Annotated in this window: 11 protein-coding genes; 6 read left to right on the plus strand and 5 right to left on the minus strand. The window is 64.2% G+C overall.

Annotated elements, in window-relative coordinates; all coding sequences use genetic code 11:
- Positions 1-13 precede the first annotated feature (13 nt).
- The 3 genes from xylB to ACWTU7_RS09590 form a co-directional block, all read right to left on the minus strand.
- Positions 14-1,468, minus strand: a complete 1,455-nt coding sequence (gene xylB / locus ACWTU7_RS09580) for a xylulokinase (protein ID WP_455839664.1) — start codon at positions 1,466-1,468, stop codon at positions 14-16.
- An 81-nt stretch (positions 1,469-1,549) separates the two neighbouring features.
- Positions 1,550-2,872, minus strand: a complete 1,323-nt coding sequence (locus tag ACWTU7_RS09585) for a tetratricopeptide repeat protein (protein WP_455839663.1) — start codon at positions 2,870-2,872, stop codon at positions 1,550-1,552.
- A gap of 5 nt (positions 2,873-2,877) precedes the next feature.
- Positions 2,878-3,501, minus strand: coding sequence for a LysE family translocator (locus ACWTU7_RS09590; RefSeq protein ID WP_455839662.1), 624 nt, complete (start codon positions 3,499-3,501; stop codon positions 2,878-2,880).
- A gap of 206 nt (positions 3,502-3,707) precedes the next feature.
- On the opposite strand from ACWTU7_RS09590, the gene ACWTU7_RS09595 reads away from it, so the two are divergent.
- From ACWTU7_RS09595 to ACWTU7_RS09620, 6 genes are all read left to right on the plus strand, one after another.
- Positions 3,708-4,481, plus strand: coding sequence for a L,D-transpeptidase (locus tag ACWTU7_RS09595; RefSeq protein WP_029347516.1), 774 nt, complete (start codon positions 3,708-3,710; stop codon positions 4,479-4,481).
- 120 nt (positions 4,482-4,601) lie between these two features.
- Entirely contained in the window at positions 4,602-5,768 is a 1,167-nt protein-coding gene (locus tag ACWTU7_RS09600; protein WP_455839661.1) for a diphosphate--fructose-6-phosphate 1-phosphotransferase, read from the plus strand.
- 32 nt (positions 5,769-5,800) lie between these two features.
- The gene (locus ACWTU7_RS09605) at positions 5,801-6,526 is read left to right on the plus strand and encodes an MBL fold metallo-hydrolase (RefSeq protein WP_455839660.1); all 726 of its coding nucleotides are present in this window, start codon (positions 5,801-5,803) and stop codon (positions 6,524-6,526) included.
- A 410-nt stretch (positions 6,527-6,936) separates the two neighbouring features.
- Complete coding sequence (locus ACWTU7_RS09610; protein WP_455839659.1) at positions 6,937-8,475, plus strand: DegQ family serine endoprotease; 1,539 nt, start codon at positions 6,937-6,939, stop codon at positions 8,473-8,475.
- A gap of 108 nt (positions 8,476-8,583) precedes the next feature.
- Complete coding sequence (locus ACWTU7_RS09615) at positions 8,584-9,195, plus strand: molybdopterin-dependent oxidoreductase (protein WP_095517706.1); 612 nt, start codon at positions 8,584-8,586, stop codon at positions 9,193-9,195.
- Complete coding sequence (locus ACWTU7_RS09620; protein ID WP_029347524.1) at positions 9,192-9,938, plus strand: FAD-binding oxidoreductase; 747 nt, start codon at positions 9,192-9,194, stop codon at positions 9,936-9,938. The genes ACWTU7_RS09615 and ACWTU7_RS09620 overlap by 4 nt, the downstream gene beginning before the upstream one ends.
- A gap of 117 nt (positions 9,939-10,055) precedes the next feature.
- On the opposite strand, the gene ACWTU7_RS09625 is transcribed toward ACWTU7_RS09620, so the two are convergent.
- Both ACWTU7_RS09625 and ACWTU7_RS09630 read right to left on the minus strand, forming a co-directional pair.
- Positions 10,056-11,186 (minus strand): hybrid-cluster NAD(P)-dependent oxidoreductase, encoded by a 1,131-nt coding sequence (locus ACWTU7_RS09625; RefSeq protein ID WP_029347525.1) that lies wholly within the window; start codon positions 11,184-11,186, stop codon positions 10,056-10,058.
- 23 nt (positions 11,187-11,209) lie between these two features.
- Positions 11,210-12,457, minus strand: coding sequence for an aromatic ring-hydroxylating oxygenase subunit alpha (locus ACWTU7_RS09630; protein WP_455839658.1), 1,248 nt, complete (start codon positions 12,455-12,457; stop codon positions 11,210-11,212).
- Positions 12,458-12,509 lie beyond the last annotated feature (52 nt).

Genomic DNA, 12,509 nt, shown 5'->3' on the forward strand with positions numbered 1-12,509 from the left:
GATGGGAAACCACTCACGCCGTGGCGGCCTTGATGGCTGGGTAAAGCAAGCGGTAGCGCTGATAGGCATCCGCATAGGCATTGCTTAGTGCGGCGACCGGCTCGATGGTGGCATCGGTGGCCGGCGCCGTGCACACTCTGAGCGGATCTGCGCCCGTAGCCGCGATCATGCCGAGTCGCGCCGCACCGAAGGCAGCGCCGAAATCGCCATCGGCCGGGATGTCGACGGGCAGGCCGAGCGCGGTGGCGATTGCCTTCAGCCAATAGCGCGAGCGCGAGCCGCCGCCGATCGCCGTCACGCGCGTCAGCGTCGTGCCGGCCGTGGCCAAAGCCTCGAGACTGTCGCGGAAGGCGAAAGCCACACCTTCGACTACCGCCTGGGTCAGCACAGCGCGGCTCGATTCATGCGCAAGCCCGGTGAACGCGCCGCGGATGGCCGAGTCATTGTGCGGCGTGCGCTCGCCGGAGAGATAGGGCAGGAAGGACACGCCGGTCGGCGCCTTCAGCGTATCGCCGAGTTCGGCGGTCAGCTCGCCGGCGCCTTTCCCTGATATCTCCGACAGCCAGTTGAGCGAATCGGTTGCCGACAGGATGACGCCCATCTGGTGCCAGGTGTCGGGCAGCGCGTGGCAGAACGTATGCACCGCGCTTTCCGGGTTTGGCAGATAGGCAGCGTTGGCGGCAAACAGCACGCCTGACGTGCCAAGCGAGACGAAGGCCTGGCCGGCTGCGACCGTGCCCATGCCGCAGGCCGACGCCGCATTGTCGCCGGCGCCGCCGGCGATCGGGATGCCGGCCTGCATTCCCCATTTCGAGGCCAGTTCGCTGCGCAGGGCCCCGGCCTTCTCAGTGCCTTCGAACAGTGACGGCATCTGCTTCTCGTCGAGCGACGTGGCGGAAAGCAGGTCGGATGACCAGCCTCGCTTGCCGACATCGAGCCAGGACGTGCCTGCCGAGTCCGACATCTCCGAAATATGTTCGCCGGTGAGCCAGAGCCGCAGGAAATCCTTCGGTAGCAAGACCTTTGCCACTTTGGCGAAAACATCCGGCTCGTTGTTTTTCACCCAGACCAGCTTTGGCGCGGTGAAACCGGGGAAGACAATGTTGCCGGTCAGATTGCGAAAGCGCGGGTCGGCGTCGAGCTTGGCCGCCTCGGCATGGCTGCGCGTATCGTTCCACAGGATGCAGGGGCGCAGCACCTGGTCGCCGGCGTCGAGCAAGGTGGCGCCGTGCATCTGGCCGGAAAGGCCGATGCCCTTCACGGCGGCGAGTTGTCCTGGATACGAGGCGTTGAGCTCGGCAATTGCTTCCTCGCAGGCGCGGATCCAGTCGGCGGGGTTCTGCTCCGACCAGCCGGGATGCGGCCGCGACACGTCGAGTGAAGCATGGCCGGAGCCGATGACAGTCTGCCCGGCATCGATCAAAAGCGCCTTGACGCCCGACGTGCCCAGATCGAGGCCGAGATACATGGTATCCTCCCAATGCCATTAATTTTTTCGGACCTCGAAAAAATTTGACTTGGCAGTTTTTAAGACAAGATCCGCCTCCGGTCAATTCTCCGACAAATCGGCGGCGCGCCGCGAGAACAGCGCCGAGAGCAGACTGTCCGGCCGCGCCAGCGCGCGTTCCGCGGCAAGCGCCGTTGCCAGCGCATGATCGCCGGAACGCAACGCCGCTTCGATCAGCGTCAGGTCGATGACGTCGCGTTGCGCGTGGCTGCCCCCGAACCGGTGGGCGATCGCCCGGATTGGCCGGATCAGGCGTAGCGTCTCGGCATAATTGCCGTCGCCGAATGCCTTGATGGCGAGCGTCAAGGGATGGCCGACATCGCGGGTGAAGGCGGCGTTGTCGTCGTTGCCGTGCATGGCCTCGCTCTGCGCCTCGAGCAAGGCGCGAACCGGCGCTTCTTGGCCGGCGCCGACGAAGGCCATCATCGCGTGGGCATCGTTGAAGGCATAGTTGCCGGCGCTGGCCTTGGTCCAGTTGGCGGCGAGCGCCGCCCAGCGGGGGCCGACATCGACGCCGCCGAGATGCAGCCGCCACAGGATCGCCGAAGCGTCGACCATGTTGAGCGCCAGCGTCGAGCGTTCGCCGTAGATCGGCCCGTCATAGAGCGCCAGCACCTGTTCGGTCTCGCCGAGATCGTAATGAAACAGCGCGAGATGCCACCAATTGTGCACTTGCAGGAAGCTTTCCTTCGTCCACGCTTCCGGGTTGGCGAGCATCCATGCGATGCCCTCCTTCTGGCGGCTTTGCATTTCCATGACGTGGGCGACCGCGTGCTGTGCCCAGCCGTCGCGCGGCTCGATGTCGACTGCCATGCGGCCAAGCTTTTCGGCGCGCGCATAGTCGCCCATTTCCTCCAGCCCGAACGCCTGCATGCCGAGTATGGCGTGGTAGCCTGGCATGCCGCTTTGCCACGACGGCAGCGCGCGGCCGATGCGGTCGCGCAGCATGCGGGCATTGCCGGTGAAGAAATCGATCTGGTGCCCGGTCTGCAGCGCCAGCGCATCGAGCGGAAACTCGATGGCGATATCCTCGAGCAGGCGGGCGGCTTCATGCCAGCGTCCTGCGGCAAGACGGCCGAGCGCAGCGACATGCGCCTGCTCACGCGGCGTCGCCGCAAGCGGCAGCGACGCCTCATAGCAAGTCCTGGCCACGGCTGTCGCCTCACGCTCGGTGGCGAGGCCGAAGAGATAGCCCTTGAACACATACGCCATGACGAGGCCGGGATCCTCGGCGATGGCGCGATCGACCGAGCCGACCGGATCGCCGATGAAGCATTGCAGTTCGCGGACAGCCTGGCTGTAGGACGAGAACCCGGCCTCGGTCGCACCCGAAAATGTCAGGCCGAATGCATCCCTGACTGCCATGTCATTCAATTGCCCGAGCGCATCGCCACCGTGGCGATGCCGGCGCCGACCAGCAGCGTGCCGCCGGTGCGGTTGAAGATGCGGACCGCCAGGGGATTACGCACGACGTTGCGCGCCCTTGCCGCGATTAACGCGTAGCCGAAGGCATTGGCGAAGGCGAGCGCCAGGAAGGTCGTTTCGAAGATCAGCATCTGCGTCCAGAAGTCGGCATGCCGGTCGAGGAACTGCGGCAGGAAGGCGACGAAGAAGGTGATGCTTTTCGGGTTGAGCGCAGTGACCAGCCAGGCATGCGCCATCATCTTGGCCGACGACACCGCGTCTAGGCGCGGCTCGGCCTTGAGCGTACCACCGGCGCGAAACAGCTTTACGCCGAGATAGATCAGATAACCGGCGCCGATCACCTTCAGCAGCGTGAATACGGTGGCCGACGCCGCCAGCAGCGCGCCGATGCCCAGCATCGACAGCGTCATCGCCGTGAAGTCGCCGAGCGCCACGCCGACCGCCATCGGCAGCGCGGTGCGCCAGCCCTGGCCGAGGGCATAGGACACGACCAGAAGGATGGTCGGGCCGGGAATGACAAGAAGGATCGTCGAGGCGGCGGCAAAGGCGGCCCAGTTTTCGAAAGACATGTTCGTCTCCTTGAGCTCAAAGAAAAGGATAAATCCTTGGGCTGGCAAAGATGTAAAGGGGCAGCATCGAAAATGTGCGGCGCGACGGCTCGGCCGGGAGGTTAAGGAAGGGTAAGACGTCTTCACGCTTTTTCAACCATGATTGGTGAAAATGCACTCTATCCGGCCGGACCGTGTTTCCCGGCGACAGCGTAGGGTTTGGGTAGATGCGTGAGTTGCCGCAAGGTCTGACGCCGCCGTACAATGGCGACGAAATCGAAATCGAAATTTCCGAAATCCAGCTTTCCCGCCGCGCAGTGTTGTCCGGCGCCGGTGCGCTGGCACTGCTCGGCGTCGCCGGCTGCAGCCAGACGCTCGATTTGTCGGCGCTGCAACTCGACGGCGTCACCACCGGCGCGATCACCCCCATCCGCCCGAGCATCAGCGTCGACAAGAACATCACCAGTCCCGATGTGATGTATGCCTCCGTCACCGACGGCGGCTTCACGCTGCCGGAAGTGCCCTACCTCAAAGTCAAGCCGGAGTTCCGTCGCCAGATCGTCGTCGACCCGACCGGCGAGCAGCCCGGCACCATCGTCGTCCATTCGCAGGAGCGGCTGCTCTACCTAGTGCAGCCCGGCGGTGACGCGATCCGCTACGGCGTCGGCATCGGCAAGGAAGGCTTCCGCTGGTCCGGCCGCGCCAATATTCAGTACGGCAAGGAATGGCCGACCTGGACGCCGCCGGCCGAGATGATCGCCCGCAAGCCGGAACTGGTGAAATGGCAGGCCGGGCAACCCGGCGGCCTCGACAACCCGCTCGGCGCGCGCGCGCTGTACATCTACCAGAACGGCCACGACACCGGCTACCGCATCCATGGTTCGCCCGAATGGTGGAGCATCGGCCAGGCGATGTCGTCGGGCTGCGTTCGCCTGATCAACCAGGACATCATCGACCTCTACAGTCGCGTCTCCAGGAAGAACCCGGTCGTCGTCGTCTGACCCTCCCGGTCGTCGTGTGATCTGATAGCGTGGCCGGCGCGGCCGCTCGACTCTCCCGTTGCGTGATCTCGCAAGACAGGCGAATGTGCCTGCAAAGCCACTGCTCGGGAGACGTGAAGCATGTCCGGAACTTTTGTGATCGCGCAAGGCGGCGGTCCGACCGCCGTCATCAACCAGACGATGGTGGGCGCTGCGCTCGAAATCCGCAAGCGGCATCCCGGCGCTAAGGTCCTGGGCTCGATCCATGGCGTGCGCGGCATTCGTGACGGCAACTATATCGATCTCTCAGCGATTCCAGAGGATCGGCTGCGGCTGATTGCGGCAACGCCGAGCGCCGCGCTTGGCTCGACGCGCGACAAGCCGGATGACGCCTATTGCGAGATCATCCTCAATGGTCTGAAGAAGGCCGGCGCCGACGCGTTCATCTATATCGGCGGCAACGACACGTCGGGCACGCAGCAGATCCTGACCGATGCCGCCGGCGGCAAGATGGCTTTCGTCCATGCGCCGAAAACCATCGACAACGATCTCGAGGAGAACGACCACACGCCCGGCTTCATTTCGGCAGCCGAGTTCGTCGCCGGCGCCTTCCTCTCGGTCGACCTCGACTTCCGGGCTCTGCCGGGTATCTATGTCGGCATCGTCATGGGGCGGCATGCCGGCTTCCTCACCGCCGCCGCTGCCGCATGGCAGCTTGACCCCGACAGCGGCCCGCATCTCGTCTATGTGCCGGAGCGGCCGTTCTCGGCTGAGGCCTTCATCGACGACGTGCGCGCCACGCTCGACCGCCACAAGCGCTGCATCGTTGCCGTGTCCGAAGGCGTCAGCACCGCCGACGGCAAGGCACTGGTCGAAAGCCTAGTCCCGCCGGAGAAACTGGAGCGCGATGCGCACGGCAACGTCAAGCTGTCGGGCAGCGACCTGCCGGCCGCCCTCGAGCGCGCGCTAGCCGAAGGATTGCCGGGCAAGCGGGCGCGTGTCGATGCGCTCGGCTACATGCCGCGCGGCTATGTCGGCGCCATCAACGCCGTCGATGCGCAGGAAGCTTTCGATGCCGGCGTTTTTGCCGTCGCTGTCGCCGAACAGGGCGGCGGCTCGGTGGCGCTGCAATATGACGGGAAGAAAACCGTGCTGAAGAAGGTGCCGCTGAAAAACGTCGCCGGCAAGACCCGCCACATGCCCGACGATTTCATGCTGCCGGAGGTCAACCAGCTCTCCGATGCAGGCATGGCCTATCTGAAGCGACTGGTTCCAGAAAAATACAAGGTTGGAAAACCGTTCGTCTGATGCCGGCCTCTTCTGATGCCGGATATCTTGTGATGCTTGACTGGTTCAGCAAGACGAAGGTCGACACCGTTACAACCATGCTGACCGAGCCGTTCGTGCATGATTTCGTGCGCGCCAACATCTGGCATCTTCGCGGCCGCGACATCGACCTGCTTGTCGACACCGGCATGGGCATCCGCCCGCTGGCGCCGGAGATCGACACGCCGGCGGGCAAGCCGCTGCTCGTCGTCGCCACCCATATCCATCTCGACCATGTCGGCTCGCTGCACGAATTCCCGCTGCGGGCCGGGCCGAGACACAGCGCCGCGTATTTCAACAGCATGGATGACGCCGTCACCTACGCGCACATGTTCCACGATCTCGAAGACGCCGTCTCGAAGTTGCCGGCGCCCGGCTGGAAAGCCGCCGATTACAAGATTCCGCCGGCGCCGCTGATGCGAACACTTGACGAGGGCGACACGGTCGATCTCGGTGACCGGCTGTTCCGCGTGCTGCATCTGCCCGGCCATTCGCCCGATTCGATCGTGTTGTTCGACGAGGCCGACGGCCTGTTCTTCGCCGGCGACGCAATCTACGACGCGATGCTGATCGACGACCTGCCGGACTCCGACCGATCAGCCTATCGCCGGACGATGCAGCGGCTGCTCGATCTGCCGATCCGCATCGGTCATGGCGGCCACGGCCCGAGCTTCGACGCCAAACGGATGCGCGAGATCGCCAACGGCTATCTCAGGCGGACAGACGGGATCGGCGCATAAGAGGCTTCGATGGCCGGCAGGACAGAGCCGGGAAGACATGCGAGCTCGTGATCCCTGTCGGCAATTTGTTCTTGCTTTGTGCCGGCAACTATGTTATCGATTTCCGCATGGTGCTGATCGCGCCAACAACCCGCCGCAAGGCGGGTTGTTTGTTTCAGGTCGGCGCTACTCCACTTCATCAAGGGTTCGACCCCAGCCATGCATCTGGCGAGCGGGCGACACCGACCCGATAAATTAAATCTTCGTAATATCATCTGGTAACCGCAATCGCCGCCCTAGATGCGGGGGCTGTCGATCCGGTCGGCTGCCTGCCAGGCGAGACAGGCAAGACGACCCTCGACACGCCGAATGGGCGATTCCCCAACCGGAACGCCACGGTGCCCGACCAATTTCTCGCCCGGACAACGGCCATGTCACCCATCCACATTCTTCGCAGACATCGCGTCGCCGCCTTGCTGGGCGCCGCACTGATTGTCAGCCCTTTCATCGTGCCCCTCGCCCCCAGACTGAATGGCGCTCTGGCAGAAACAGTGACCCCTCCCGTCACTGGGATGACGGTGCCGAATGGATCGTTTGCCCCGATCGTGGCGGCCGACAAACCGGCAGTGGTGACGATCACCACTGTCATGACGGCACAGTCGGAGACCATGAGCGACGCTGCTCCGTTCGGCGACAACTCACCCTTCGACGACTATTTCCGCCAGTTCTTCGGCGACCAGGGACTGCCCGGCCCCAGGACACCGCCGCCGCAGCAGGCGCCCCGCGCAGAGGCGCTGGGTTCCGGCTTCATCGTCGCCGCCGATGGCACCATCGTCACCAACAATCACGTCATCGACGGCGCCACGTCGATCAAGGTCACTCTCGACGACGGCACCGAACTTCCCGCCGAGCTGGTTGGTCGCGACGCCAAGAACGACCTCGCCGTCCTCAAGATCAAATCCGACAAGACTTTGCCGACCGTCAAATGGGGCGACTCCGACAAGCTCATGCCGGGCGACCAGGTGCTCGCTTTCGGCAACCCGTTCGGCCTCGGCACCACGGTTACATCCGGCATCGTCTCGGCGCGCGGCCGCGATCTGCACAGCGGGCCGTTTGACGATTTCATTCAGATCGACGCACCGATCAACCACGGCAATTCAGGCGGTCCGCTGATGGATGTGAGCGGCAACGTCGTCGGCATCAACACGGCGATCTTTTCGCCGAATGGCGGCAGCGTCGGCGTCGGCTTCGCCATCCCGTCGGACCAGGCGCAAAAAGTGGTCGCCAAGCTGATGAAGGGTGGCTCCATTCAATACGGCTATCTCGGCGTCCAGATCCAGCCGGTGACGCCTGATGTGGCGAGCGCCGTCGGCCTTGATCAACCCAGCGGTGCGCTGGTTTCCGCGGTCACTGACGGCTCGCCGGCAGCAAAAGCCGGGATCGAGACCGGCGACGTCGTCACCAGCTTCGCCGGTCAGCAGATAAAGGATCCCAAGGACCTGTCGCGTGCCGTTGCCGACGTCTCGCCCGGCGCCACGGAAACGCTCGATGTCTGGCGCAAAGGAAAGAATGTCGAAATTTCCGTCGATGTCGGGCGCAATGGAGACGATGTGCAGACGGCATCGGTGGGCGGCGGACCAGAGGCACCGTCCGCACAGCCGGGCCTTCGTTCGCCTGCGATCGGCCTCGGTCTGATGGACGTCACCCCGGATGTCCGACAGGCGATGAACCTGGCGCCCAACCAGCGCGGCGCGCTGGTCGAGAGCGTCAATCCCGACAGGGCGGCCTCGGCTTCCGGTATCCAGCCGGGCGACATCATCGTCGCCGTCAATCAGGCGCCGGTGCGGGACGCCAGGCAGGCAGACCAGGCGATCGCGCAGGCCGGAAAGGCTGGCAAAAAGTCCGTGCTCCTGCTCGTCGAACGCGGCGACGCGCAGCTGTTCGTCGCCGTGCCCTTCGCTAATGGCTGAGGCGGCGCATTGCCGCGAGGTCGCGGCCAAGATTCTGGTTGCCCGCCAGAGCATCTTCGAGAACACTGGTGAAGGCCGACAGATGGCCTGATGCACACGGATGTTTCGATGGTCACCCGCGGCTTCTCTTCAGGACGAAAGCCCCCGACGGATGCGGATGCGCGCATTCCGCCGGGGCAGTATCTCGAGCAAGGGTTCCCGGTGCTGTCGGCCGGGCCGACGCCACGCGTGCGCACCGAGGAGTGGTCGTTCACGCTCAAGCATGGGCCGCGGCCGGTCAAGAAGTGGAGTTGGACAGAGTTCAACGCGCTGCCGTTGACCAAGATGACCCGCGACATCCATTGCGTGACCGCATGGACCAAGTTCGACACAGCGTGGCAGGGCGTGCTGGTCGACGATATTCTGGCGGATGCCGGCATTGAGCCACTGAGCCCCTTCACTCTGGCGCTGTCCTTCGACGGCTACACCACCAACGTGCCGACGAAGGATCTCACCGCCGGCAAGGCGATGGTGGCGCTGCTTTACGAAGGCAAGCCGATCACGCCGGACCATGGCGGCCCGGCGCGGCTGCTGGTTCCGCATCTCTATTTCTGGAAATCGGCCAAATGGCTGAACGGGCTGCAGTTCACCGAGCGCGACGAGCCCGGGTTCTGGGAGTTGCGCGGCTATCACATCTATGGCGACCCGTGGCGCGAGCAGCGCTATACGGGCGATCCATGAGCGACGGGCCGGCGGCGCAGTCGCCCTGGCAGACCGTCACCATCCGACGCATCGAAAAGCGCACGCCGCGCGTCACCAGCTTTTTCCTCGAGCCGTCGCGGCCCTTCGCCTATCGTGCCGGGCAGCATGTCGATGTCAGGCTGACGGCGCCGGATGGCTATCAGGCGCGTCGCTCCTACTCGATCGCCTCGGGGCCGGAAGCCGGCGAGATGATCGAACTGGCGATCGAAAGGCTCGATGATGGCGAGGTCTCGCCGTTCTTCCACGATATCGCGGCTGTTGGCGACGAGGTCGAATTGCGCGGACCGCTCGGCGGCCACTTCGTCTGGTACGACGGCGACGGCGGTCCGCTTCTGCTGGTCGGCGGCGGGTCCGGCGTGGTTCCGCTGATGGCGATGATCCGCCATCGCGCGGCGCGCAGATCGGCGGTGCCCGTGGCACTGGTGTTTTCCGCACGGGTCTGGGACGAGGTGATCTTTCGCGACGAGCTGATCGGCCTCGACGATCGTCGCGACGGCTTCGATCTGGTGCTGACGCTGACCCGCGAGGCCGCCCGGCGCCCGGCGGACTATTCGCGGCGGGTCGATGCCGCGATGATAGAGCAATCGATGGTGCGGCTGCCCGCGCCGCCCAGGTTCGCCTTTGTCTGCGGCTCGAATGCCTTCGTGTCGGCCGCCGCTCAGGCGCTGATCGATGCCGGCGTTCCGGCAGGCCTCATCCGCACCGAGCGCTACGGGGTTTAATGCATGTCGCGCAAAAGTGTGCAGCGGTTTTGCGATAATGACATGCGTAGAAAACGACAACGTAAAGCGCGTCGCATAAGGCCGGCCAAACGCGACGCGCTTTAGCCGCCTCGCCGGTCAGGCGTCGATTTCGAGCGCCGTCAGTGGCTTCGAACAGCAGGCAAGGATGAAGCCGTCATCGATCTCGTGATCGAGGATGCCGCCATTGTGGCTCATCTCGACTGTGCCCGAGACCTTTTTCACCTTGCAGGTTCCACACAGGCCGAACTCGCAAGCCGCTGGGATGCGCACGCCCGAAGCGCGCGCCGTCTGCAGCACGGTCTGGCCGGCAACGCAGTCGGCATCGACATCCGAAAGCGAAAAGCGGATCGGCGTTGCGGCCTCGGCAGGTGTCTCGACCCCGCCCTCTGCCGGCCCACCCTTTGCCGGCCCACCCTTTGCCGGTGATGTGAACGGGGCCAGTATTTCCTCCACCACTGGGGCCGCAAAGCTCTCCTGATGATAGTTGGCCATGTCGAATCCCGCCGCCTCAAGCATCTGCCGCACGGCGCGCATGAACGGGTCGGGACCACAGCAGAAAATTTCGCGCTCGCGAAAATCGGGCGCCAGCAGCGGCAGCCGTATCGCGTCGATCCGGCCCATATGGCCGAACCAGCCCTCGCGGCTGGAGCGCTCCTCGATCATGAATCCAAGCGTTAGGCCCGGCATGCGGCTGCCGAGCAGTTCGAGCTCCTTGCGGAAGATGATCTCCTCGGGCTTTCGTGCGCAGTTAACGAAGCCGACATCTGTCCATGGCGCGCAGTCGTTCAGCCAGCGCAGCATTGACATCATCGGCGTCACGCCAGAGCCGGCCGAAATGAACAGATACTTGGCCGCGGGGTGGCTGTGCAGCGAAAAGTCGCCGGTCGGCCCATAGGCTTTCACGTGAACGCCGGGTTTGAGATTGTCGAACATCCAGCGTGTGCCGAGGCTGCCGGCCTGCGCTTTCACCGTCACCGCGATCGAGAACGGCCGCGACGGCGAGGACGACAGCGTATAGGTCCGCATCAGCGGGCCGTCAGTGGTCGGCAGTTCCAGTGTCACGAACTGCCCCGGTCTGTAGCGGAACCAGGTCTGGTTGTCGGAGCGGAAGGTGAAAGTCTTCACGTCAGGCGCCTCGTCGCTGACACCGATCACTTCCAGCACCTGAAGCCTGTCGTTCCAGGGCGCCATCTCGTCGAGATGGCGGTAGAGCCCGAGATCCGTCATCGCATTCATACCCTTGATCTTTCTCAGGCGACGCTGCGCAACGCCGGCCGGCCGTCCTCGGCAAGGCGCGGCCCGATGAAGGAGGCGTACCATTCGACGAACTGGATGACGCCGCCCTCATGCAGTTCAGAATAGGGGCCGGGCTCATAGGCCGGCGACAGGATGCCGAAGGCGTTTTCCTCGACGATGCGGCGGTCCTGATCGTTGGTCTCGGTCCAGACATGGGTGAGTTCGGCGAGATCGTAATCGACGCCTTCGACCGCGTCCTTGTGGACGAGCCATTTGGTTGTGACGGCCGTTTCCGTGGCGCTGATCGGCAGCACGCGGAAGGTGACGGCATGGTCGCCGAGGACGTGGTTCCAGGTCGTCGGATAGTGATAGAGCAGCAGCGAGCCGATGCGCTCGGTCGAAACGCTGTCGGAAAGGTTCTTCTTCACCGCGCGTCTTCCCGTCATCGTGTAGCTGACGGCATCGCGCAAGAGCGGCGCGCGGGTGGCACGATACTGCCCGGCCGGATCGATGCGGAACTTGCTCGGCAAGCCCGCCGCCTCGCATTTCGCCCAGTGCACGAGCATCTCCGGATCGCTATCGGCGCCCTGCACGCCAGTCACGGTCGGCGCTTCCGGGAATGTCTTGCACAGTTCCGGATGGTTGCCGGCGCAATGGTAGCACTCGCGGTTGTTTTCCCAGACGAGCTTCCAGTTGCCCTTCTCGACGATGGTCGATTCGAAGGCGATTTTTGCCTCGCGCAACCGGTGCGGCAGGAGGTAAGGCTCGATCATGGCGCGCATCGGCGCGAAATCGGCGGGCTCCTTGGCCAGGCAGATGAAGATGTAGCCGCCAACGCTTTCGCAAGCCACCGGCTTCAGGCTGAACTGGCTCTTGTCGAAGCCGTCCGCCATCTGCCTTGCGAACAAAAGCCGGCCATCCAGCTCGTAGGTCCACTGGTGATAGGGGCAGACGAGCTTCGCCGCCGTGCCTTTGTCGGCGTTGCAGACGCGGCTGCCGCGATGCCGGCAGGAATTGTGGAAGGCATTGATCCTGCCTTGCTGGTCGCGGACCAGCACGACCGGATAGTCGCCTATCTGGGCAGTGATGTAGCTGCCCGGCTTCGGCAACTCGCAATCGTGGCCGATGAACAGCCAGTCGCGATACCAGATCAGCTCCATGTCGAGCTTGAAGAAATCGGCATCGGTATAGAAGGGCTGCTCGAGCGAATAGCCTGCCCTGCGGCCGTGCAAGAGCCTCAGCATGTCGTTGCGCGCATCCATGTCCTGTCCTTATAGCCGTCGCATCGGCCCGAAATCGGAATCGATTTCGGAA

The sequence above is a fragment of the Mesorhizobium sp. BHscii genome, from assembly GCF_053848065.1.

What these genes read in the sequence shown, in the direction of transcription:
- ACWTU7_RS09620 (WP_029347524.1), top strand. Translation starts at nt 9,192, where the DNA reads ATGAGCGACGGGCCGGCGGCGCAGTCGCCCTGGCAGACCGTCACCATC.
- xylB (WP_455839664.1), bottom strand. Translation starts at nt 1,468, where the DNA reads ATGTATCTCGGCCTCGATCTGGGCACGTCGGGCGTCAAGGCGCTTTTG.
- ACWTU7_RS09600 (WP_455839661.1), top strand. Translation starts at nt 4,602, where the DNA reads ATGTCCGGAACTTTTGTGATCGCGCAAGGCGGCGGTCCGACCGCCGTC.
- ACWTU7_RS09590 (WP_455839662.1), bottom strand. Translation starts at nt 3,501, where the DNA reads ATGTCTTTCGAAAACTGGGCCGCCTTTGCCGCCGCCTCGACGATCCTT.
- ACWTU7_RS09630 (WP_455839658.1), bottom strand. Translation starts at nt 12,457, where the DNA reads ATGGATGCGCGCAACGACATGCTGAGGCTCTTGCACGGCCGCAGGGCA.
- ACWTU7_RS09605 (WP_455839660.1), top strand. Translation starts at nt 5,801, where the DNA reads ATGCTTGACTGGTTCAGCAAGACGAAGGTCGACACCGTTACAACCATG.
- ACWTU7_RS09595 (WP_029347516.1), top strand. Translation starts at nt 3,708, where the DNA reads ATGCGTGAGTTGCCGCAAGGTCTGACGCCGCCGTACAATGGCGACGAA.
- ACWTU7_RS09615 (WP_095517706.1), top strand. Translation starts at nt 8,584, where the DNA reads ATGGTCACCCGCGGCTTCTCTTCAGGACGAAAGCCCCCGACGGATGCG.
- ACWTU7_RS09610 (WP_455839659.1), top strand. Translation starts at nt 6,937, where the DNA reads ATGTCACCCATCCACATTCTTCGCAGACATCGCGTCGCCGCCTTGCTG.
- ACWTU7_RS09625 (WP_029347525.1), bottom strand. Translation starts at nt 11,186, where the DNA reads ATGACGGATCTCGGGCTCTACCGCCATCTCGACGAGATGGCGCCCTGG.
- ACWTU7_RS09585 (WP_455839663.1), bottom strand. Translation starts at nt 2,872, where the DNA reads ATGGCAGTCAGGGATGCATTCGGCCTGACATTTTCGGGTGCGACCGAG.